Source organism: Eubacterium segne (assembly GCF_014287775.1).
GTDB classification, from domain to species: domain Bacteria; phylum Bacillota; class Clostridia; order Lachnospirales; family Lachnospiraceae; genus Eubacterium_G; species Eubacterium_G segne.
Window position 1 is genome coordinate 150,774 of record NZ_JACOOZ010000003.1, and the last position, 23,634, is coordinate 174,407.

The window sequence follows — 23,634 nt, forward strand, 5'->3', positions numbered from 1 at the left end:
ATGTCACAGATATTAAAAGACATTGGAGCTTGTAAATCTGTTATCATTAATTCTCTCCTTGATAATACAGAAATAATGGAATTGATGTTGGGTAAAAATTTCACCGAAACCCAAGTAGATAATATTGTTTATGAGCAGATATTTCCATATTTATATATAGATGAAACACAAATAGAAACAAAATCTTATATATGTTGTGAGGTCAATATTCCTAAAATACCCACTTCTACAATTAAAAATATTTCTATTTGTTTGTGGGCTTTCTGCCATAAAGATATAATGAAATATTCTAAGAAGGGATATAAAGGGTCAAGAGCGGATATTCTTGCTGATATGGTGGAACGTTGTTTAAGAAATTCGAATAAATTTGGTATTGGTAAATTACATTTAGATTCTGTAACTAATATCTACCCTAACAATAAAACATACGGAAGAGAAATGATATTTACTATTCCAGATTTTAAGATAAAGGAGTAACATTATGAGATTAGATTATTTTACTCTTTTATCTCCAACTTCTTTTTATATAGAAAATGTTGGGAACATATTTTCACCTAAATTAAAGGACATTTCTAAAATTGGAATTGATGTTTATAATTTTTATATTTCTCTTCTCCTATTCAATCCTAAAACTTATTTTGGAATTATTGGGAAATTAAAAGAATATGAAGAAAATAATATTGAATTAACCAGTCAAGAAACTTATGAGCTTTTTGTTTCGAGTGAGTATATAGCAACTCTATTGCAAAATGCATTTAATTTCTTTTTTATACAAAATGTAGTGTTCTATCAAGAAGAGAAATGTTTTTTAGTAGCTAAAGATTTAAATGATATAAAAAATACAGTTATAGGTGTTATTAATGTGAGTAATTACCAATATGTTACTGACTTAATATTACAGTTTAATAATATACATAAATCTGAAGAATATGATATGAATAAAATTAAAAGCAAAAAGGCATTAGAGATAGTAAAGAAAATACAAAAAGCAAAAAAGCAAATAAAATCTCAAAAAGAAAATAATGAAAATGTTGATTTGGGAAATATAGTTTCTGTTGTTGCGAATAAGCATCCAAGTATAAATATGACAAATATTTATGATTTGACAATATATCAACTTTGGGATTCTTACATTCGATTAATTAACAACAATATCTATAATATTCAATCAACCAATATGGCTGTATGGGGAAATAAAGACTTTGATATTTCTTCATGGACAAAAAAAATAGATAACTAATTATAAAGACCTATTTATTGGGTCTTTTTTATTTTACATAAAATAAAGGAGGATTTAATATGTCTAATAAAAATATGGCAAATAGAGAAGTTTGTGATCTTATTTTTGTAGATTATTCTACAAAGAAACCTTTTTTAAATTTAGATTTTGCCAATGTTACTACTACTGAACTTACAGGTGAAAATGTATATGCTTATGGTGGAAAGGGACATCCTAAAAGAGTGTCCTTCAGTGGCGAAAAAGGTGGAACTCTTACAGTTGAAACACAGATTCAGACAGTTAAGTTATGGCAGTTAATTACTGGCGGTGAAGTTTCTAAGACTGCAAAGTTTATGACTAGAGAAGAACTTGTTGTTGGTACAGGTGGAACAGAAATAACATTATCTGATACACCTGTTGCTGGTTCAGTTGTCATTTATAAAGCAGATGATGATTGCGGTACAGAGCTTGCTAACTCAGTTGATGCAAAGAAAGCGACTCTTACTCAAGCTCTTACAGAAGGCGATAAAGTAATCGCTTATTACATTAAAGAACTTACGGATAAAGTTGAAAGAATCAATATTAAGTCTACAAGTTTTCCTAAGAATTTCATTGTTTATGGTGATACTATTATGAAGACAGAAGATGATGAGATTCTTCCGATGAAGATGACTGCATATAAATGTGCTCCTCAGAGCAATATTTCTCTTGGTTTCTCAAATAATGGAGACCCACAGACAGTTACAATTACTGCTGATTTAATGGCAGATGAAGATGACAATATGTTAGATCTTGCTCTTATTGAGGAATAATTTTTGAAGAGTGCAACTTGCACTCTTCTTTTACTTGGAGGAATTAAAAAAATGATACAGAAATGCAAAGTTACATATCACAACAAGTTCCTCAATATTATTGTTTTTGAATTTAAGGGAAAAGAAATTCAGATGACATTGGATATTCCTGACGAAACAAAAGTTGTGTATATAAAACATGAAAATGGCAAATATTCTGCTGCATCTGAACAGGAATATAATAACTCTAAAATTTCCACAAAAAATGTTCAGAAGATAGTGAAAGGAAAACCATTGGAAAAATCAGAATAAATATTGTAGTTAGTTTTAATTATTATACCTATAGGGATAGCATTACTACAATATTTGTTTCTTGCTATCCCTATTTTTTACGATTTAAGGTTGGTGATTAAAATTAACAAAATATTTAACTCTTTAGATGAGGTATATGAATGCTATGGAAAAGAAAATATTATACCCATAACTCAATTACCTCAGATAATTTTTTACACATCTAAGTGGCATATTCAACCCAAATGGATACAAGAAAGTGACAAAAATGCTGGTCATTTATGTTGCTTTTTTCATAAGGGCGAAACAAAAAAATGCTACGAAGAATGGACAAAAAATCGTCCAAGCAATGAGGTGAAGTGATGAATATAGATAACATTTCAAAAAAGACACCATTAGAACCATACATAGAGCTTGATGGTGGGTATGCGGTTTGTGTACGTTGTGGTGAAGAAATATCGCCTCGGCAAAAAGTTTGTTCTTGTGGACAAATTCAAGATTGGTCTTGGTTAAATAAAAACAAGGAGGGAAAAAATGAAGAAAATAAATTTAAAGGGAATTACTCCCGAAGCGATTACAAGAATAGTTGTTTTACTTATAGCATTAATCAATGCAGTATTACAGATATTCGGAATTAATACAATTCCTGTTACAAATGATGAAGCATCAGAAATCGTGTCAATTGTATTTTTAATTATAATGACATTGTATAATACATATAAAAACTTCAATGTAACGCCTGCTTCTCAGATTGCCCAGAATATCACCGATTCAATTAAGAATGGCGAATTAGTTGCTGAAGATATTGAAGAAATATTAAAGAAGATTAAAGAAAGCAGGTAATAGTATGAATGGATGCAATAAAGGAACTTACACAGATTAATTATGGTACTTTAATTATTGCCATTTGTACTATTTTATTAGCATTTAAATTTATGTGGACGTTATTTGATTGGTTCATTAAATTGTTAGGTTTGGAAACGAGGTCTATGCGACTAAAACGTGAAGAACATGAATTGTTAATTGCTACGTCTAAAGCACTTAATGAATTAAAAGAAAAAGAATGCGAAGATACTAAACAAGCAATCAAACATGACCAAATGATTAAAAATGATTTGGTAAAATTATCCGAAACTGTTGATAATATTGCCGTCACTCTTAATGAAATGAAAGAAAAAGATAATATTACGGAAGTTAAGAAACTTAAAGAAAAACTTGTAGCTTATTATAATAAATACAAAAATTCAGAAGGATGGACAAAAGTTGAAAAAGATGTCTTTTGGGATTTATTTGATGACTATGAAAAAAGAGGTGGAGACGGATTTATACATTCAATAGTTGAACCCGTTATGCGAGAAATGAAAGAAATTGATTAAGTTTGAAAGAGCGGTTTCTTCGGGAATCGCTTTTTCATTTAATGTATAAAGAGGTGAATGAAAATACAAGAAATAAAATTAGTGATTGATAATTTATCACTTGAAGAATATGAAAAATATTATTTTGAAAAACATCCGAGAGCAAGTAAAAAGCCAATAGATAATCCATATCATCCTACTATAAACCAGTGGATGATAATGAAAAGACCTATGATGAATGCCCTTAAACAAAAATGGAAAGATTTCATACGATGGTTTATTGATAATCAAGGTTATTCTAACCTACACATTGAAAAATGCGAAATGAAATTTATTACATATTATAAGACAAATCGTAGACATGACATAGACAATAGTTGTCCTAAATTTATCTTGGATGGATTTTCAGAAAGCGGATTTATCATTGATGACGATAGTAAACATATAACAAAGATAACAATGGAATGTCATGTAGATAAAGAAAATCCAAGAACAGAAATTGAAGTAATAATACGACAGTAGCAAGTAAGCTAATCACACAAAATAATATTATACTATAACTAATTTTACACGAATGTAAATTTTTCCATTATATAATTCATGTATAAACAATAAGCATATTGAACACATTAAAATTATGGAAAATAAATTATGGTATTATAGAAATAAAAATAATATAACATTACAAGAGCTATCTCGATTAAGTGGAATTTCTGTTGCAGAGTTAAATCGCATCGAGAATGGATACACAAATGATATTATGTTGAGTAACGCCATTACTCTTTCCAAAATTTTACACGTAGATCTTTATGAATTGTTTTGTATTAAATAATGGAAAGGGGTGACAGTATGGGAAACTCGACATTCTTTAAACTTGTATGTGTTGATGAAAATGACGTGTTTGAGTATAAGGTTTTGGAAGATGTAAATAAGGCAACTTTAGATGAAGTTCACATCTTTGTTGAACAAAATATACATAAACACAAAAATGCAAAGTGGTTGTTATTGCCTTGCGAAGTCGCATTAAAAACAAAAAACTAAATAATTAAATTATCTAAAGGAGACTGGTTTTGTGACCAGTCTCTTTTTTGTATTGGAAAGAAAGGAATAAATTTATGATAAAGAAAGTTAAGGAATATTTTGAATATAAGAAAAATTTGAGAACAGTTAAAAGAAACATTGTAAAATTCGGTTCTACTGCTCTTCCATTGGTGAATTTAATAACTAAAAACGCTTTAGATTTGATTAATTTTGCTACAAGAGTTTTAGATGAATGTAACAACCTTAAAGAAGATGAATTGTTAGATAGGTTACAGTCAATTATTAAGGAGTCTACTTCTGTTCTTGCTGATAAATTTGAAACTGATGAAGCAAGATTATTCGAAATTGTAAAATATATTGTTACACTGGATAAAGCCGATATACAGAAAATCATTACTGATGCACAGGTTGAAACATTGAATAAGGACAAGTAGAAAATGTCAATAAAAAATTTAAAAGATTTAAAAAAGGTTTTAGAACCATACTTAGTAAAGGCTTTAGAATTAACACGAGATGATATTTATGATGTTTTTTCAAAAATGCTAAATGATTATTATACTGAACCTGTGTTTAATAATCCCAATGATCCTACTCAACCAGTTGTATATAAAAGAACTGATAAATTAAGAGACTCATTTACGGCAAGCGAGATAATTAAATTTGATGGTATCTATTCTTTTCGTGTGGGATACTGGGACGATTATTTAACTTTTCGATATCCAGGAAATAGCAAATGGAAGAATAATGTTCCTGCTACGGGTCAAGATGTCTTAGAGTGGTTTAATTCTGGCTCGCACGGTGGAACTGTGAAGGGTTCTTTTAATTTTTGGGATATGGGACTTGATTACATACAAACTGAATATGGCGGTATACAAAGAATGTTTATATCCAATTGTAAAAAAGTTGGTCTAAACATACATTAAAAAACTAAATTTTATTAACGCTTCCTTCGAGGCGTTATTTTTGTGTAAAAAATAAAACTTTGAAAGGAGAATAATAAAAATGGATAATAACGAATTTGGTTTGAGACTGATTGCTGAATTAGATGGAACTAAATCTAAACAGCAACTCAATCAAGATATTGAAGCCTTAAAAAAGCAACTTGGGAATATTGAAATTCAAGCAAAACTCGGTAAAAATGTAGTTGCAAATTTAACAAAACAGTTAAATGCTACACAAATTAGTTTACAGAATGTAGATATTGATAAAAATGCCATCAATAGAATGGTGTCTCAGATTAACGGTGCTTTAAATCAAATTAATATAAATATTGGTGGTAATCTGAACAGTGGTGGGAATGTTCAGAATGCACAAAGGACTGGTCAACAAATTGGACAACAGATTCAGAATGGTGTCAACTCTGTTATTCAAAAAGGTGGATTCAATAAAATATTTAAAGATTCTGGAAATGGGCTTAACAATGTTTCTAAAGATGCAGAAAAATATTTTCAAACATTATCAAACACTGTTTCGGTTCAAGAAAAACTTGGTCAAAATAATAATTTAACGAGTTTTATTGTTTCATTAAAAAATGCAGAAGGCGTAACTGAACAACTCAATTATAGGTTACAAACATTAAAAGATAATAATGGAAATATTATAGAACGTTTTTTTGAATATTCTGGTGGTTCAATTAATAACAATGGCGTTATCAAGCAAATTGATATGATAGAATCTAAAGCCGATAGTTTGCAAAGAACACTTGATAAACTAAAAAGTGAATACTCAGATCCTAATACAACAAAACCTATTAAAGATTCTGATCATATATCGCAATTAGAAGCACAGTATCTAAAAGTACAATCTGCTATTGATGGAGTGAGAAATGCAGATAACTCTACACTTTCCTCAATGGTAAACAATGCAAACAATGAAATAAATGCTTTAGAAATAATGGGCAGAGAATTTCAAAATGCTGAAACAACAGCTACGCAATTTAAAAATATTGACATCTCTTCAGGCATTGAACAGGCTTCAAATAGATTTGATAAATTGAAAGCTAATTCGAAAGACATTAAAGAGATGTCCACAACCTTAAAAGATCTTGAAACTTCTTTTGCCGATGTTAATGATAAAGCTTCTCTAGATAAATTTATTAATCAGCTTCGAGTCGGAGAAAGTCAGCTTAGTTCTATAAAAGCAGAACAAAGACAATTTGTTTCTGAAACTTCACGTTTAGCCACATCCGAAGCATGGAAAAAATGGGCAGATAATAATACTAAAGCATTAAAAAAATATGGTGATCAAATAGATAATCTTATTTCCAAAATGAAAAATTTAGATGATCCAATGACAAAAGCTGAGAAAAACAATCTTATTTCACAGTGGAATCAGATGAAAAATAATATCAGAACCGATGGATTACTTGGTATGTCGTCTGTGGATAAAATAAAAAATGCTTGGGAAAAATTTGGTGGTTGGTCTATAGCTACTGGCAGCTTAATGAAAGGCGTTAATGAAATAAGAAAGGCTATTTCAGAATTAAAAGATGTTGACGATATTCTTACGGAAATTAGCAAAACTTCTAACAGAACAAAAGAAGAGTTAAAATCTTTAGGGAATGAATCTTACGATAGAGCAAGTAAATTTGGTCGTACTGCTCCTGATTGGTTAACCGGTGTTCAGGAAATGAATCGAAGTGGGTTTTATGGTGAACAAGGCAATGCGTTAGCAGATACATCTACTCTTGCTCAGTCTGCTGGCGATATGACCGCCGAAGTTGCCAATAATTGGATTTTAGCAACTAATGCTGCTTATAAATATCAAGCACAGACTGAAAAATTAAATGCTGTATTGGATGGAACCAATGAGATCACCAATCGGAACAGCGTAAATATGACAGACATTGCAAATGCGATGACAACGGTTGGTTCAAATGCTGCAAATGCAGGCGTTCAAATTAATGAATTATCAGCTCTTATTGGTACTGCTGTTGCAACTACTAAAAAAGAAGGTAATGAAGTTGGTACTGCTTATAAGTCTATTTTTGTTAATTTACAGAATACTTCTTCTAGTAAAATTCAAGCAACCTTAGAAAAAGCAGGAACTTCAATGACTGAAATTGTGAATGGAGCAGAACAATTACGTTCTCCTATTGCAATTCTTAAAGATTTGGCAAAAACCTATAATGAGTTAGACCAAAAAGATCCATTAAGATCAGAGATAACGAGGAATATTGGTGGTAAACATTATGCTAACATTTTAGGTAGCACTTTAGATGGGTGGAATCAATATGAAAAGATGCTTAAAGATTATTCTGAAGGTTCGGGATCAGCTATGGAGGAAGCTGAGAAGTCAGCCAATAACTGGACAGGATCGCTTAATAAACTGTCTAATAGTTGGACGAAATTAGTATCTAACTTTGCCGATTCTGACGGAATTACAAAAGGAATTCAAGCTTTAGCGTCTTTGACAGATGGAGCAAGTTCTTTTGTCAAAGTAATAGATTCCATTAGCAAAAGCGTTAGTAATTTATTTGGAATTTTAGGAGGAGAGGGTTCTTCTCTTGGTGGAACTATCGGTATTTTTACTGGTTTAATACAAAGTTTAACAGGTCATGGTGAAAATGTACTGCGCCCTTTGTTATAAGATTGAAAATAATGTCTTTCAATTAACGTAGCGAATGCAGACCTTTTGTGTACTTTAAAACACAATAAATCTCGAATAATGCTGGGAATCCCTAAAGCCAACAACCACAATTATCAAGGAAACGAAGATAATACGGTGTTAATAGCAAAACAAATGTTGGATGTCATACCCATGAAAATTGGTTAAAATGACATAGTATGTTAAGTCGTACAGTATGAGTGCTGAAATGTACTCCTCTACTACAATGGGTGGTCTATAGGTAGGTTTAATAACCGAAAGCAGTCGTTGGCTAAGTCGTATATACGATAGTTGTCTTGTAGTGACGCACAAGAATGTCAACGGTTCAGAGACTGGCAAGAGCAGGCAGATTTACAGACTAATGTTCTTCTGCTTGGATATACAGTCCCGATTTGCGAAAGCAAACGTAATGCGTTAAATAATATTATGCTGACTTCTGAAAACAGATAGTATTATTTTAAAATTAAATTAAAAGAAAGGAATTTTAAATATGAAAAAATTTATTTATACATTAAAACAAATATTACCATTAACTTATTATTCAAAGTATAAAGTCCAGAATGGAGTTAAAGAACTCGCAATCTGGACTCAGTGGTTTGGTAAACCATTTAATATTAAGCGATATACTTTAGCCGACTAATGGAATTTAGTCCCATTGCATTTTGGGCATGGTGGCATTGTATCGGTATCATCATCTAATACAATCACCTGTCCACAATTGTCACAAGTATATTGACCTTTACCAGGCTTTTCTCCTGTGTTTGGCATAAGTCCATCCTCCTTTCTTAATCGTACATAATGTTATGGTAATATTATAGCACTATGTTTGTAAGATTAATAGAACAAATCTATGGTTTATAAATATTTTAAATTTTAGTATTGACAATTAACTTACGACATTGTATAATCAAACTTGCAAACGGGAGGTATATAGATGTCAGATGTCAGAGAGGTCTATGTTACTGCTGAAGTTGCTAAAATTTTAGATATTACTCCTGCTTATTTAATACGATTGGCAAAAGGTTTGAATTTATCAAATAGCCAATTTAGAGAAGCAGGAAAACGCAATTATCTTTTTAGTAAAGAATCAGTAGCAATAATCAGAGCTAATTTAAAAAAATAAAACAAACACTCATCGCTCCGACCAAAGAACAAATGAGTGTTTTACATATGAGATTTCTCTCAACTCTTATTCTACTATACTTTCAAAATTTTATCAAATGAATTTTGGAGGAATTAATATGAATGAAGTATTATCAGTTATTCAAGAGACTGAGATTCTTGGAAAGAAAGTGAATTTGTATCGCAGTATTGAAGAACCATTATTTGAAGCGAATGAAGTTGCAAAATGGTTAGATGTAAAAAATGTAAGTCAAATGATAAAACAAGCCGATATTGACGATTCTGAAAAGGCTATATTTTTAAAATATACCCTTGGTGGAAATCAAAATTCTTTGTTTGTTTCAGAAGATGCGATGTATGAAATATTAATGCGTTCTCGAAAGAAAGAAGCAAAGCCTTTTAGAAAAGAAATAAAGAAATATCTTAAGTCTATTCGTCTTACTGGTGCTGCCATTCCTAAAGGACGTGAGCAAGAAATGGTTCAGAAATATTTCCCATCATTCTCGAAGGAAGTTCAAACTGAAATGATTAATGACTTAATTAAACAGAATAACAAATTAAAAGAATTCTATGACGATTTAATAAATACCGAAGGTCTTATGAGTATTAATACCATGGCAAAAGAACTTGCAATTGGAGAATATACATTGTTTGCTTATCTCAGAGGTAAGAAAGTATTTTTCTATGATAAGGATAAGGTAAATGTTCCTTATGAACGTTTTAGAAAAGAAGGAAAATTTGCCGTAAAAGAAACTCCTTGTCACGATGGTAATATTCGTTCTGTGACATTTGCAACAAAAAAGGGATTAGACTATGTTAGAAAACTTCTTCGCAAAGATGGTTACTACACTGCGGAGGTTGTATAAATGGAATACATAAGACTTATAGCATTAAAAGTAGATGATTTCTCTTCTTCTATTTTCTTTGAAAACAATTATAAAATTGATGACAAGGAAATTTTAGATGTAGATAAAAAGTGTTTAGAAAATGATGGGTGTATTTGTGTTGTTTTAAAAATGACGAGTAATATAAAAATCTAATAGTGCATAATAAAAGAGAATGGTTTAAATAATCATTCTCTTTTAGAATTAGCAATGTAAGATTCAAAAAAACAAAGCCCACAGAATTAAATCTATGGACTTTCGTTCTCCCCCTAAATAATTATATAATACTTTGCAAAAATGCGATACAATTTTTCGTCGTATTTTTTCGACTTTTATTGACTTAAAAAATTTAAAAGTTTTTCAAAAAAGCATAGATTTTTTCTCATAATTGTGTATAATATAAGTAAGAAATTAGAAATGATTTCACTTATCTTCTCATTTCTTCGTAAGAAGATGTTTGTCGTAGGATAACGAAACGTTAATTAAAAAAATATCCAATTGGAAGACTGGTTCGTAGAGCCACGAACAGGGTAAACTAAAAAAAGCTCAACGAGAAGATAACATCTACTCCTACTCTTGCTAGTAGGAGTATTTTATTATACGGAGGAGAATATGTTATTTACACGTTTGTCAGAAAAGTTTTATAATGATTATCCATCAGATCAATATCCAGAAATGATGTTAAAAGAAAATCGTCCATATACTCAAGTTATTACAGAGGTGAATGGATTAAAGTTTGCAGTTCCATTGCGTTCAGATATCTCACATCGCACAGATGTATTATGGACAGATAAACAAGCAAAGCATGGACTGGATTTCACAAAAGCAGTATTGATTCTTGATGATGAATATATTTCTGATAAACGTGCATATATAAGAGATAAGGAATATCAACATCTTCTTGGAAAAGAAAGACGTGTTAAAGAAAAGATGGAGAAATGTATTGGCAATTACAAAAAAGCAAAAGAAAATATTGAAGAAGAACATAATGCTGAGTATTGTGGTTTTTCTACACTTCAATATTTTGAGGAATACATATATCCAGATACAAACAAAGACACCAACTAAGGTGTCTTTTTATATTACAGGGTTAATCTCCTGCTCTTTTACTATTCTCATTACTTCTCTATCCAAGTCCATTCTGGTATAGTCTGAACATGTGTTTTATTATTCTTTCCTATTTCATAAAATTGTAGAATATACGTTCTAATAGAAATATGTAATATTCTGTCGTATAATATTTGGTATAAATTACCAAAGGAGGTACTATGGATAAAGATTTAGATATTTCATTATTGGAATTCAAATACTTAGACCTAGTTGCTTGTTATACACATAATACTCAAACAAACAAGGGAATGACCGCAATCGGTCGTTCAAAAATAATAGATGGTCTAATCCAACTTGAAGAAAATATACATCGAATATTAAGACAGTTAAATGCTTATGATGCTTCTTCTATTCTAATTGCAGAAACAAATTGGATGAAACGAAACCATTTTGGTAAATATATGCCAAAGAAAGGTAATAAAAAGAAAGTTGCTTTCGGACAGGTATGCACAATTGATTATGGGAAAAGTTATAAGGGTGAAATCGGGTATGTTCATCCTGGTCTTTGTATAGGAAAAAAGGATGATAAATATTTAATTGTACCAATGACAACAGGTAAGAACTGGAGGGATACTTGTTATCATCCTACGCTTAATCCAAATATGACAAAGGAACATCGTCAATGTTGTACCTCCGAAGGATTTGAAAAAGATGGTGTATTATTGATAAATGATTCAAAGTTTATGTCTGGTGGACGTATTTTAGAATTACATGAAGTAATACCTTCTGAAATTTTAGAAGAGATACAATTGCAGTTATTGTATATTATGTTTCCAGATATTTATAGAATTTTCAATAAAGACAAAAATAAAATTACTCGTCTTGAAAATTCAGCAAGTGATAGAGAACGACAAATTGCAAATTTAAAACTCAAAAATGAAAAATTGTCAAACAGAATTCGTGACCTAGAGTGCGAAATTAATAACATTACATCTTCTACGGAAAATCACGAATAAAACTGTTGACAAAAGCATATGCTTTACATATAATACTAAGTAACGGAACAGGAAGTTCCACGGAACAGTATTATATTTTTACAGAGTCCTGCTTATAAATTGCCGTGCCACTGGGTTAATGGCAGAATTTAAGTGTGAGGCTCACGGAGTTAAAGAGCACTATCATTATGGGATGATAATGCTCTTTTTCAATATAAAAGATTTAGGAGAGTATTACTACTCTCCTTTCCTATTCACCTATAAACATATGTTCTGATAGTATTCTGTCGATTATTGGTATATAACGGTAATATTAAATACTAATGCTTGGGAGGATATTAGTTTTTGAGAGAATTAAAAGATGAAAAATTACGATATAAATTGGATATAATTTATAAAAACATAAAAAAATTAAAAAGATTAGATATTGATAATTATTATTGTGCCAACTTATTAGATTGGTTTAATGAAATTATTTTAAAGAATATTGCAATATTTAAGAGCAAAAATGATATTAATCAAATGGATCAAGAACTTTTTAAAAAAGAAAGACAATATGTTTATTGGATTGATTTCGGTAGAAATATAGGAAGTGAATTTAGAGATTTACATTTTGCGGTTGTAATATTTGAATCAAAATATACAGCTCTAGTGATTCCATTAACATCTAAAAAAGATCATGATCCAACATGGATTGAAGAAAATAAAGAAGCGATTGTTGATTTAGGAATCATAAATGGCTTTCCTGATGAAACAAAAGAATGTTATGCCTGTACTTTTATGATACAATCTGTTAGTAAAAACGCCTTTCACGATATGGAGATAACCAAAAAGGATATTTTGATATTAAACTTTCTAATAATCAAATGAGAAAAATATGTAATAATTTATCTCAAATTGCATATAATAGTATATCAGAAAACATTGTTGACACAAACGAATTGATGTGATATAGTTAAATAGTCAATAAGGACAGTGAATTGATATGTTAGGATTACCATTTTCCTAACGCTATTTGGCATTGAGCCAGTGAATTATATAAAAAGATATTTCTTTTATGAGCAACTATAAACATATAGTTGCTCTTTTTTGTCTAAAAAAAGAGTAGTAATTTCTCACTACTCTTCTATTCTATAGTCGGAACATTTCTTCTACCATTTTGCACCGCAATTTTTACAATGCATAGTCTTTCTAATGTCAGAACTAAATAATCCAAATAATGCACCTCCAACTGCTTTCTTTCCTAAAGAAATTTTTTCTATATTTGATGAACCACAAGTTGGACATTTAGGTATATTATCCTCTTTCTGTTTTTTAAATTGCATCATACGTGATTCAAACTCAATAATATCATTTCGTTTTAAGTCGTCCATTGCTTTTAAAAATACTTTGTTATGGTTGGTTGCGTCTCCTAGAATATTAATTTCTTTTCCTGTCAAAGCAGAATCAATTAATCCTTCCGAATGACAATTTGGGCATATTTGTGTGTCAGCATTAAAAAAAGGTAAAAACCCTGTACGGTCAGTATTTTCATAACAATTTTTACAAAATTTTGGCATAATCAAAAACCTCCAATTTAACTTTAATATATTTGTTGTTATATTATTTTTTATTCTATCTATTATTATAACATTTATCAGAAGTAAATGATAGTCTATTTCTATCTCTAAGGCAGTACGTTGGGATAAAGAAAATGGACTTACCACATGGATAGATTCATTTAAGAATTTAAATATAGAAAATATAAAAGAATTAAAGAATTTGTTTTCCGACAGTAGGTTATTAACCTCTGACGACAATGAGTTAGATGCTCTTTTCGACACAAAAGGGATTACTAAATATCGTCAAAACATAAAAGATTTTCTTACTGATACTAAATACGGAACAAAAGACTTATCAACTTTCAAACAGTATCTTAAAGATAATAACATAGCCTTTTCGGGTTTTTCGAAAGTAGTTAACGCCGGTAAAACAGCAATAAAATCATTTGGTGCTTCTCTCGCTTCTATGGCTGCTATGTGGGCAATTATGGAAGTTGTTTCTTGGGCAGCTACAGCAATTGATAATTACGTTAATCGTGTTAAATATGCAAAAGAAGCCCTTGATGACTTCTCTTCTTCTGTTAAAGACCAAGAGAGTTCATTATCTTCAAATAATCAATGGATTCAACAAAATGGAGATAGGTATGCTAAATTGGCTAAAGGTGTTAATGAATACGGTCATAATATTTCATTAACTAGCGATGAATTTAGTGAATATAGAAATATTACTAAAGAAATTGCCAATATGTTTCCTGAAATGGTATCGGGTTATAACGACCAAAATGACGCTATTATTAAGAATAAAGGTAGCGTTGAAGCATTAACTAAGGCTTATGAAGATCAAAAGAAGGCTTATTATGCTACGATTAGAGGTAAATCAGACGAAACCTTTAGTGACTTTAAAACAGCTACAGAAGACGATTATAAAAAAATAACAGAATTAAGAAACATGATGAAAAATGGTTTTCGCACACCGGGTTATTCAAGTCCTGCTGTTGGCAATGCTCCTTCTGTATGGGACGTATTAGATAATGATACTGTTTATGCTTTACAAGAGGAACAAAGGCAATTAAAGTCTGAAGGAAAAGTTGGCATGTATACTGATTTTTCTCAATTAACTCCGCAACTTCAACAGAAAATTCGTGATGTATTTACTAATCTAAATAACACAATTGATGCCGAATCAGAAAAAGTGCGTCCAATTTTAACTGCGTATTTATATAGTGATACATCTGGTTATGACAAGTTAGATGACGATGCTAAAAATGCTGTTCAATCTTTTATTCAAAATGTAGACAATACATTCTTTGAAAGTTTTGATTCTGATATTGATATGGAAACGTGGATAACAGAAAATGTTATTAATCCATTAAAAGATGGAATTAACAGTGAAGATTTAGCAGTTCGTATACAAACATTATTTTCTTTAAATAAGAAAGATTATGATAGTTATGCCGATTATGTTAAAGCAGTTTTAGATTTAATTAATTCTTTACAAAATCAAACTGGCAAAGATGGGAAAAAGATTTATTCTAAAACCCAAATTGATAATTTAAAAACAAAATTTGGTGTAGGTGATGTTGATTCTGAGGGTAATGTTTCAGGAAACAAACTTATAGAACAAACTCAAAAGAAGTATTCTCAAATCAAAGGGGCTAATGAATATATTAAAACCTTAAATGAAGATGAGTTACGTTATGTTAATAATGTTAAAGGTGAAGTAAAAACACTTGAAGATTTAAAAAATAAAGTTAAATCTTTAAATGCGAAAAACCAAGATACTTCTGATTCCAAAAAGAAATCTTTTAAACAAGCATGGAAAGACCTCGATAATGTAGATAGCAAGTCTGATATGAAGAATACCAAGAAAGACCTTCTTGCCCTTGCACAAGCTGGTAAACTTACAGAAAAAACTTTTAAAAGGACTAAAGGCACTAAGACTTGGTTATCACAAATGGGAATTGATGCGACTACTGCGGTTAAAAAAATCAATAAATTGATTGATGCTTCTAAACAACTTGCAACATTAAAATCTAGTGTAAAGTCTTTACAAACTGCTCTTAATGAAAAGAAAGAGAATGGTGTTGTTGGTGCAGATACTCTTAGTAGTATGGAATCAGAATTTAGTAATCTAAAATCTTGGGACGATTATAGAAATAAACTTGGTTCTACTACTTCTACTATTGAACAATGCCGTGAAGCACAAAATAAATTAGCAACAGAGTATATTAATAGTAATGATTTTTTATCACAGCTTGTCGATACAAATGGAAAAGTTAAAGAATCAACTAAACAATATTATATCGAACAGCTTAAAGAGTTGGGTGTAAAAAATGCTATTGAGGTTGTAGAGGCTCAAATAAAAAAACAAAAACTTGAATTGCTTATAGCTGATGCTAAGTTAGACACATCTTTTAAAACGGAAATTAATAATTTAATAAATGAGGGGATTCAACTTGGCTATAATGAAAATGCTATAAAAAAATATGTTCTCAAAAAGGCTTTGGCTAATAAAAATTCATTAAAAACATCAGATAGTATTAAAAACCTTAAAGCTTTGGCTAAACAGTTGGGTATTACTGGGGAAGCCATGTTGTCGTTTGTAACGTTAGAGGGTTTAAAAAAAACGTATGAAAATATTACGAAATCTGGTAATGCAGACACTCAACACGCTTTGCCTTCTCTTCAAAAACAAATAAGTGCTGAAGAAAAAAATTTAAAAAAACTTATAAAGAAAGATGTTCGCATTACAGATGCAGATATAGGCGATGCTGGTAAATATGGTGGGGTTAATATTGGAAACGGAAAAGGCTCTGGTTCTTCTTCCTCTTCTTCTAACAAGGTATTTGACTGGATTGAAGTTCGTTTAAAACGATTGGAAAATAAAGTTAAGAAAACGGTTGACAATATAAACGATTATGCTTCTAAGAAAACTAAAAACGGATTATTTAAACAGGCGAAAAAACAGTATGATGACTTATTACACGGATATGAAATTGCAGCAAAGAAATACAAGAAAAAACTCGACAGGATTAATCTTTCTTCTGACTTAAAAAAGAAGATTCAGAGCGGTGATTATTCTATCCAGACAATTAAAGAGTCTGCTAAAAAGGGAAAAAGTAAAAAGTCACAAAAATCTGTATTGGACGCAATTGACAGTTATCAGGAGTATTGGGACAAGTATACTGGTGCAAGAGATAATATTATTGAAACTAAGAATAATAAACGTGAGCTTATCAAAAAACAATTAGAGGACGATATTTCTGACTTAGAAGATGATTTAGACCTCTTGCAATATGAGGCAGATAAAACACAGAGTCGAATTGACAAAAACGAGACAAAAGGCTTTATTGCAACCAAGAGTGATTATAAGGAAGAAATCTCTAATTCTAAGAAACAGATTAACAAATGGAATCAGGAGAAAAAGGCATATCAGGCATATCTTAAAGATAATAAGATTGCTTCTTCTTCAGATGAATATCAGGATATTAAGCAGAAAATTCGTGATATTGATAAAAATATATCCGATGCTGAGAAAAACCAGTTAGAATGGAATAAGTCAATATCTGAATTACCATATCAAAGTCTCGAAAAGTTTAAAAATATTCTTGACGCTATTTCTAGTCGCTATGAAAAGATAATCTCATTCTGGGAGTCACAGGGACATACTAAAAACGAATCGCAAATCACAAAACAGATTTCCATCGGTCTTAATGGGTTATCTCAGCTTAAAAAAGAACGTGATGAAAAATGGAGTCAAATTAACAAAACGTTATCAGACAAAGGATTGAATTCTTCTCAGAAGAAGCAGTTTAAGGCTTTGTACGAAGGAATGCGTGAAGGTACTATTACTGTTGACCAATTTTATAAGAGTATCAGCAAACTTGGTATCTCTAAAAAGACTTTTGATTCATGGGATGGACTTCGGGATAAACTTCAAGAAGTTGATGGTCTTGACGGAGATATTCTTGATAAACAGGCAGAAATCGAAAACAATTATGACGATTTGTTGACACCTTGGATTAATTCAATTCAAGATTTAATTGACAAAATTAATGACCTTAATGATGCTCAGTCTAAAGCCGTTGAACTTGAAAAACTTCAACAGGCATTACAGAGTGTTAAACAAAATAAAAAGAATTTAATCTATCACGAGGATTATGCTTTTAATTATGAGGCTGATAATAGTGCAGTTAAGGAAGCACAAGACAATCTTGACGACTATTATAATCAGGAACAACTCGATACGTTAAACAAGATTCTTGATTGGCTAAATGACCACAAAGATGATGTAAACTTCTTTGACGAAAATGGCAAACCTCTGTATAAGACCGTGGATGAAGCAGTTAGAGCTGTAACTAAGGGAATGACTGAGGGAATGTCAGATAGTGTCAAGAAAATGTTTGACAGTCTTACTTTTTCTATTGATAAGAATGGTAAGATTACAGCCAGTGTTCCTAAATATGTAGCCGGTACAAAATATGCCAAGGGTGGAATGTCTATAGTTGGTGAAAAAGGTGCTGAGTTAAGATTACTTAATTCTGGTGACCAGATATTACCACATGATGTTACAGATAACTTGTGGAAATTTGGTGTTAATCCAACAAAAATGATATTAGACAATATTCAAATACCTGATATGAGCAACTTGGTTAAAAATACTGGTGGTGAAGTGGTTAATAATAATGTTTCTATTGGAACAGTTAGTATTCCACATATCAATGACTTATCAAAAGCTAATGATGTATTTAACGCGTTGGCTGGTCTTAGTTCATATGCTCATCAACAAGCAAATAAAAGATAATTAACATAGGCTGTGTTGCAGAAATGTGGCACAGCCTTATTAAAAAGGAGGATTTTAGTGGATTCAAAAGATTTACAGAATGAACTTATTAAGGCAATTAATACCATAATAAGTAACGAAAAACTTAATAAACTTCCCTTTGATAGAACATACTTGACGAGGATAATTAACAAAACACAAACTTCTTCCACTTCCTATAAATATACTGTCATAATTGAAAAAGACAGATATAATATAATTTCTACAGAAAATTATTCAATTGGTAACAAAGTGAGAGTTAGAATCCCACGCAACAATTGGAATGAAATATATATCGAAAGTAAAGCATAGAAAGGCGGTGATTATTATTGAAACCTATAATTAGTGGTACTCTGACCGCTTGGGATGTTGGTATATCAACCTGTACGATTAATTTTAGTTGGAATGGTGGCTTAGTTGCAGGTAATAGGTTGACAATTGTTGAAACCGGGTTATATCATGATACAACTGGAATATCTACAACTTATCATATCATCACTCCCGAAGTTGCTAAAGAACTAGGTCTAAAAAATGGAACAACTTATCACGCAACAATTACAATGATTAATTATGACGGAATTGCAGTAAGTGAAACCAGTCAACAATTCATATTGAAATGTTATGCTACTCCTTTATTTAGGATTAATAACTTATATGATGGAATTATTCTAAATTCATCGAGTTGTACGGTTGCAATAGATTATTCAGGAAATGGAATGGATTTATCAACCTATAAATTCAATTTATATGATTCTTCTGGACTTACGGTGGTTGAAAGCAGCAAAGTCTTCTATTATAACAACGATAATTCTTCTTATACTTTTAGAAATCTTAATGATGGCACTGATTATTATATTGAAGCAATCGGTGAAACTGTGTATGGTATGGAATTAAGAGTTATATATAAAGTATCTGTTCGGACTAATACTGCACCAGTAAAAAATACAGTATCAGCCTTTCCAACAAAGGATGGAAATATTACAATCAATACAACGTGTTTAAGATTGCATACTAAATCATCTGATAATCTGGAATTTATTAATAATGAAGAAGTTAGTCTCCTTAATAATAAATATATTAAGTATTCCTTTTACAATAAATTAGATGACTTTAATGTTGTTACTACATTAAGAAATGTTCAATGTTTCGAAAACATGTTTACCGATATTCTGACGATTGGTAATGATATTGTTTTGTCTACAGAAATGGTTAAAGAATATATTGACTATCCATTGATTTTAGAGAATTTTCAGTGGGTAACTGGTACTTCTGAATGTGTGGAAAGTAGTTCTGGTACATATTATGTTGATACCAATTATTGTATAGCACCACCTAAAATAGCTGTTTCTCGTAAATACGATGGGGACTTTTTAATACTTTGTTACGACAGTGAATATAACAAAGTTAATACACTGATTATAAACGCAATTAACACAGAATACGATACATCTAATTATTCTTTTATTCGTTTTGCTTTTCCCAAAAATAAAGCAGATTCGGACTTAAATGAAAAGATAGTAATTTCATTTAATTATAACGAAAAGACTAATATAGAGCCAAATTTGTTTACTAGAGTGGATTCTGTGTATATCAATGCTGTTGATTCTGCTTCTCTTCGATTTGTTTTACACGATAAGAATAATCATTATACGTGTATTTCTGACCAAACGTATCCGTTGAATTATGACTTTACGACCAAAAAATTTAAAATAGATGAAAATAAGAAATTTAAGATAAATATAAAAAGAAAAGATTCAAACTATTCATTAAGAATTAAAGAAATTTAGAAAGGGGATTTTTATGGCAATTGAATTTATTGAATCTCCTTTTGGAGAAGACATTGATAGTGTAAAACTATCAAATGCTATTTTTGATGAAATCGTGCTTTCAAGTGATTCGGATATTGATTATTTTGACGAATATCCTGATGAATGGACTGACGATATTCAGCTACATTCTACTTTTAATGGTACTATCATTGGAGGAGGCATTGACTTTAAAGAAGGTGATTCTCCACAAGACGCAGCTTTTTTAATAAAAAGACGACTAGTATCGGATATTGCATGGGATGTTGTTGGATATGTGCCGGGGAATGAAATCATTCGAGATAAAAATTTTGTTAAGATTAATTATACGGACAAAACAACTATTCCTAATGAAGAATATGAATATATGGTTGTTCCCATGTTGTATGGAATTGAAACAAGTGGCTCAACAACGGAATATAGTGTTAAATGTACTTTAGACGGATTAGTTATTGAAGATCAAGACATATCTTTTTATACGATACTAGAAGCGAAATTAAGTGGTATTACTCAGAACAGTGGTACTACTGTTGTTAATCCATTTAACAGTAAATATGCTTATGCTTTTAAAGGTGGAGAGAAAAACTATGTTAGTGGCACGGCAACAGGTATGTTTGTGCCGGGAGATATATGTGACTACGATTATAGTACATCAAACAATACAACATGGAGATATAGAAAATACTTACGAGAATGGTTGTGTAATGGAAAACCTAAAATTCTTAAATATTATGACGGACGTAACTTTATTGTAACAGTTAATGGCGAAGTTCAAGAAGATGATTCTGAGCACATTTCTAAGAATATAGTAACATTCAATTGGTCTGAAATTGGCTCATTAGAATCAACAAATGATTTATACGAAAACGGATTTATTAATTATTATTCTTCTGATGATAAGGCTAATCAGTCAGATACGCTCGTTATTAATAAAACCATATTACAAAATTATATTAATGATAGTATTAATAATGTGTACGATGAAATTCTTAGACGTAAATATTAGTGAAAGGAGATTGAGATGAATTACGAAATACAACAGATTGATATTGATATGTTGAAGGCTCGTGTTTCTACTGTTTGGGTTAAATTTGAAATTGCTAATATTTATAATTATGAAAACGGTAAGAAAGTCTTCAACTCTTCTTTCAAACCAATTGCTGATATCAGTGGAGAATTATTAAATGGCTCGTATTCATCTGATTCTACCTCTGATATTCGGAGAACTTTTAGCACAACCTTTTATGCACAAAATGACAATTTTCAAATTGCCAGCAATAAAAATATGTGGCTAAATAAGTTTGTAATTGCTTACATTGGGGTTTTAAACCACTATGTTGAGAATATGAAATTCTATCCATTAGGCGTATATATAATTCAGGATGCGAGTTATAGTTACTCTGCCACTGAAAATACAGTATCGTTCAATTGTGATGATTTGGTTACGATGTTAAATGGTGACAGATCTGGAATAATCCCCGGAGTTCAAGATATGGAAATTAACTGTGTCCCGGCTATCAATGATGTATCAATTACAGAAAACGATTCGCATAAAATTATTAATATCAACATTATTAATAAAGATTATACTCCATTGACAGATAGCGATACTGCTCCATACTTTGATTTGGAAGTTGGATTTAATATACCAAAAGAAAAAATGAAATATATTCAGTCCTATTATGAGGGTTGGAATGTAACAGTATCAATTAATAATTCTAAGTCTTACTTTTTAACAGATTATAAAACACATCAAAAAGTTAAATTTACTGATTTAACATTAGGACAAGATTATACGACTAATTTCTATGGAAATAATTCTTCTTCATATGCCTTCATTTTACTTGGAAAGCCCAATACCATCTCTGGTGCGATGACTAATGTCATTACACAGTTTAGTCCATTCAACTATATAATTGATGATATTGGTGCCGATGTTACTAACGTTGACGGAAGCAATGCTACATATATTCCATATGATTTGACATTTTCTACAGGCGTAACAAATTGGGAAGTTATTTCAAAATTGAGAGATTTGTACTCAGGTTGGGAAGCATTTTTTGATGTTTATGGTAATTTTATTTGTTCTAAAATTCCGACCTGTGAGGATAATGAATGTTTACTTACAGCAGATGTATTTGATAGCATAGTAATTTCAGAAAAGGATACATATGAGTTAAATTCAATCAAAAATGTAGTTGAAGTCTGGGGTAAAAATCAGGAAACCGATAGATATGATGACACCCCTACTTATACTCTCGATTTAATAAACAATAAATGTATCCTTGATTTATCACTATCCTTGTATGCTTGTGATTCAACGGGCAAGCATAATTCTCCATATGTATATACAAATGAATTAATTGGTTTTACTTGTCCCAATATTTCAGATGATGATCGTAGATTAATCAAAACTTATAATATTCCTATATATGTAAGGGTTAATTACAATAAAACTTCTGATGAAAATTTAGATGAGATTTTACTTATTGCAGATGCAACGAATAAAAACAGAACAACAATAGACGAGATTATTAATGGTGTTGGTTATTGTTTTACGCCGAAATATACTCTTGATACTTGTTACGCAATTTTCAATGGGGAATTTCAGGTTCATGCAATTGCTATGATTGTAGACAAAGAGCCTACTGATGAAGAAAAGGAAAATTATAAAAAACATTATAACTGTAACCAAATTAGTTATATATATTCTAGTGGAAACAGAATCTTTTATACTAACGAAGGCGAACAGTATAAAAAATACATAGAACAATCTTCTCCCTATTCGGTCAATGAAGTTGGAGAATTAATTAAGGTATTGTCAGGTGAAGAATATGAAGCTATATATACAACTGATTTAGCTCGACAACGTGCAGAATATGAAGTATGGAAAAGTGCTAGGCTGACCGATTCTATAACAATTAACACAGTATTAATACCTTTCTTATATGAAAATATTAAGGTTCAATACAAATCAATAAGAACAGGTGAAACAGATGAATATATAATAGACAAAGTAAGTCATTCATTTGATTCATATACTACTTCTATTCAAATGCACAAATTCTACTCTGCATACCCAACAATCGTAAAAAATAAATAAGGAGGAAAT

The 23,634-nt window shown here is 30.6% G+C and carries 25 protein-coding genes; 23 read left to right on the plus strand and 2 right to left on the minus strand.

What is annotated here, in order from left to right; genetic code table 11:
• From H8S00_RS05390 to H8S00_RS05445, 12 genes are all read left to right on the plus strand, one after another.
• Nucleotides 1–477 carry a YomW family phage-derived protein gene (locus tag H8S00_RS05390; protein WP_186840198.1) on the plus strand — a complete coding sequence of 159 codons (477 nt, stop codon included), beginning with the start codon at nucleotides 1–3 and terminating at the stop codon, nucleotides 475–477.
• Between the two features lie 4 nt (nucleotides 478–481).
• Nucleotides 482–1,240: a hypothetical protein gene (locus H8S00_RS05395; RefSeq protein WP_186840199.1), complete on the plus strand. Its 759-nt coding sequence runs from the start codon at nucleotides 482–484 to the stop codon at nucleotides 1,238–1,240.
• Between the two features lie 59 nt (nucleotides 1,241–1,299).
• Nucleotides 1,300–2,031, plus strand: a complete 732-nt coding sequence (locus H8S00_RS05400; RefSeq protein ID WP_186840200.1) for a YomU family phage tail tube protein — start codon at nucleotides 1,300–1,302, stop codon at nucleotides 2,029–2,031.
• A gap of 51 nt (nucleotides 2,032–2,082) precedes the next feature.
• Nucleotides 2,083–2,322, plus strand: coding sequence for a hypothetical protein (locus tag H8S00_RS05405; protein ID WP_186840201.1), 240 nt, complete (start codon nucleotides 2,083–2,085; stop codon nucleotides 2,320–2,322).
• A gap of 513 nt (nucleotides 2,323–2,835) precedes the next feature.
• Nucleotides 2,836–3,144, plus strand: coding sequence for a phage holin (locus H8S00_RS05410; RefSeq protein ID WP_186840202.1), 309 nt, complete (start codon nucleotides 2,836–2,838; stop codon nucleotides 3,142–3,144).
• 8 nt (nucleotides 3,145–3,152) lie between these two features.
• On the plus strand, nucleotides 3,153–3,677 hold the full coding sequence (locus H8S00_RS05415; protein ID WP_186840203.1) for a hypothetical protein: 525 nt from the start codon (nucleotides 3,153–3,155) through the stop codon (nucleotides 3,675–3,677).
• A gap of 57 nt (nucleotides 3,678–3,734) precedes the next feature.
• Nucleotides 3,735–4,178, plus strand: coding sequence for a RusA family crossover junction endodeoxyribonuclease (locus tag H8S00_RS05420; RefSeq protein WP_186840204.1), 444 nt, complete (start codon nucleotides 3,735–3,737; stop codon nucleotides 4,176–4,178).
• 115 nt (nucleotides 4,179–4,293) lie between these two features.
• Nucleotides 4,294–4,488 carry a helix-turn-helix domain-containing protein gene (locus tag H8S00_RS14060; protein ID WP_186840205.1) on the plus strand — a complete coding sequence of 65 codons (195 nt, stop codon included), beginning with the start codon at nucleotides 4,294–4,296 and terminating at the stop codon, nucleotides 4,486–4,488.
• Between the two features lie 17 nt (nucleotides 4,489–4,505).
• Entirely contained in the window at nucleotides 4,506–4,697 is a 192-nt protein-coding gene (locus H8S00_RS05430) for a hypothetical protein (RefSeq protein WP_186840206.1), read from the plus strand.
• A 74-nt stretch (nucleotides 4,698–4,771) separates the two neighbouring features.
• Nucleotides 4,772–5,131 (plus strand): hypothetical protein, encoded by a 360-nt coding sequence (locus H8S00_RS05435; RefSeq protein ID WP_186840207.1) that lies wholly within the window; start codon nucleotides 4,772–4,774, stop codon nucleotides 5,129–5,131.
• Between the two features lie 3 nt (nucleotides 5,132–5,134).
• Nucleotides 5,135–5,620, plus strand: a complete 486-nt coding sequence (locus H8S00_RS05440) for a hypothetical protein (RefSeq protein WP_186840208.1) — start codon at nucleotides 5,135–5,137, stop codon at nucleotides 5,618–5,620.
• A 79-nt stretch (nucleotides 5,621–5,699) separates the two neighbouring features.
• On the plus strand, nucleotides 5,700–8,285 hold the full coding sequence (locus H8S00_RS05445; protein ID WP_186840209.1) for a phage tail tape measure protein: 2,586 nt from the start codon (nucleotides 5,700–5,702) through the stop codon (nucleotides 8,283–8,285).
• A gap of 654 nt (nucleotides 8,286–8,939) precedes the next feature.
• Here the strand turns inward: H8S00_RS05445 and H8S00_RS05450 are convergent.
• Complete coding sequence (locus tag H8S00_RS05450) at nucleotides 8,940–9,071, minus strand: zinc ribbon-containing protein (RefSeq protein ID WP_186840210.1); 132 nt, start codon at nucleotides 9,069–9,071, stop codon at nucleotides 8,940–8,942.
• A gap of 166 nt (nucleotides 9,072–9,237) precedes the next feature.
• Between H8S00_RS05450 and H8S00_RS05455 the strand changes: the two genes are divergently transcribed.
• From H8S00_RS05455 to H8S00_RS05480, 6 genes are all read left to right on the plus strand, one after another.
• Entirely contained in the window at nucleotides 9,238–9,426 is a 189-nt protein-coding gene (locus H8S00_RS05455; RefSeq protein ID WP_186840211.1) for an AraC family transcriptional regulator, read from the plus strand.
• A 118-nt stretch (nucleotides 9,427–9,544) separates the two neighbouring features.
• Complete coding sequence (locus tag H8S00_RS05460) at nucleotides 9,545–10,291, plus strand: phage antirepressor (protein WP_186840212.1); 747 nt, start codon at nucleotides 9,545–9,547, stop codon at nucleotides 10,289–10,291.
• A complete protein-coding gene (locus H8S00_RS05465) occupies nucleotides 10,292–10,465 on the plus strand; it encodes a hypothetical protein (RefSeq protein WP_186840213.1) in 174 nt (57 codons plus the stop codon).
• A 456-nt stretch (nucleotides 10,466–10,921) separates the two neighbouring features.
• Nucleotides 10,922–11,377 (plus strand): type III toxin-antitoxin system TenpIN family toxin, encoded by a 456-nt coding sequence (gene tenpIN, locus H8S00_RS05470; protein ID WP_186840214.1) that lies wholly within the window; start codon nucleotides 10,922–10,924, stop codon nucleotides 11,375–11,377.
• Nucleotides 11,378–11,577: 200 nt separating this feature from the next.
• Nucleotides 11,578–12,375 (plus strand): hypothetical protein, encoded by a 798-nt coding sequence (locus H8S00_RS05475; protein ID WP_186840215.1) that lies wholly within the window; start codon nucleotides 11,578–11,580, stop codon nucleotides 12,373–12,375.
• 324 nt (nucleotides 12,376–12,699) lie between these two features.
• Nucleotides 12,700–13,224: a type II toxin-antitoxin system PemK/MazF family toxin gene (locus H8S00_RS05480; RefSeq protein WP_186840216.1), complete on the plus strand. Its 525-nt coding sequence runs from the start codon at nucleotides 12,700–12,702 to the stop codon at nucleotides 13,222–13,224.
• A gap of 281 nt (nucleotides 13,225–13,505) precedes the next feature.
• Here H8S00_RS05480 and H8S00_RS13820 read toward each other — a convergent pair whose 3' ends face one another.
• Entirely contained in the window at nucleotides 13,506–13,913 is a 408-nt protein-coding gene (locus H8S00_RS13820; RefSeq protein WP_243169557.1) for a hypothetical protein, read from the minus strand.
• Between the two features lie 202 nt (nucleotides 13,914–14,115).
• Here H8S00_RS13820 and H8S00_RS05490 point away from each other — a divergent pair, with 202 nt between their 5' ends.
• From H8S00_RS05490 to H8S00_RS05510, 5 genes are read left to right on the plus strand one after another with little or no spacing between them, the layout of a single operon-like run.
• Entirely contained in the window at nucleotides 14,116–18,699 is a 4,584-nt protein-coding gene (locus tag H8S00_RS05490) for a hypothetical protein (RefSeq protein WP_186840217.1), read from the plus strand.
• Between the two features lie 57 nt (nucleotides 18,700–18,756).
• A complete protein-coding gene (locus H8S00_RS05495) occupies nucleotides 18,757–19,029 on the plus strand; it encodes a hypothetical protein (RefSeq protein WP_186840218.1) in 273 nt (90 codons plus the stop codon).
• 17 nt (nucleotides 19,030–19,046) lie between these two features.
• Nucleotides 19,047–20,504, plus strand: a complete 1,458-nt coding sequence (locus H8S00_RS05500; RefSeq protein WP_186840219.1) for a hypothetical protein — start codon at nucleotides 19,047–19,049, stop codon at nucleotides 20,502–20,504.
• A 13-nt stretch (nucleotides 20,505–20,517) separates the two neighbouring features.
• Nucleotides 20,518–21,528, plus strand: a complete 1,011-nt coding sequence (locus H8S00_RS05505; protein WP_186840220.1) for a hypothetical protein — start codon at nucleotides 20,518–20,520, stop codon at nucleotides 21,526–21,528.
• Between the two features lie 15 nt (nucleotides 21,529–21,543).
• The gene (locus H8S00_RS05510; protein WP_186840221.1) at nucleotides 21,544–23,625 is read left to right on the plus strand and encodes a DUF5048 domain-containing protein; all 2,082 of its coding nucleotides are present in this window, start codon (nucleotides 21,544–21,546) and stop codon (nucleotides 23,623–23,625) included.
• Nucleotides 23,626–23,634: the final 9 nt, after the last annotated feature.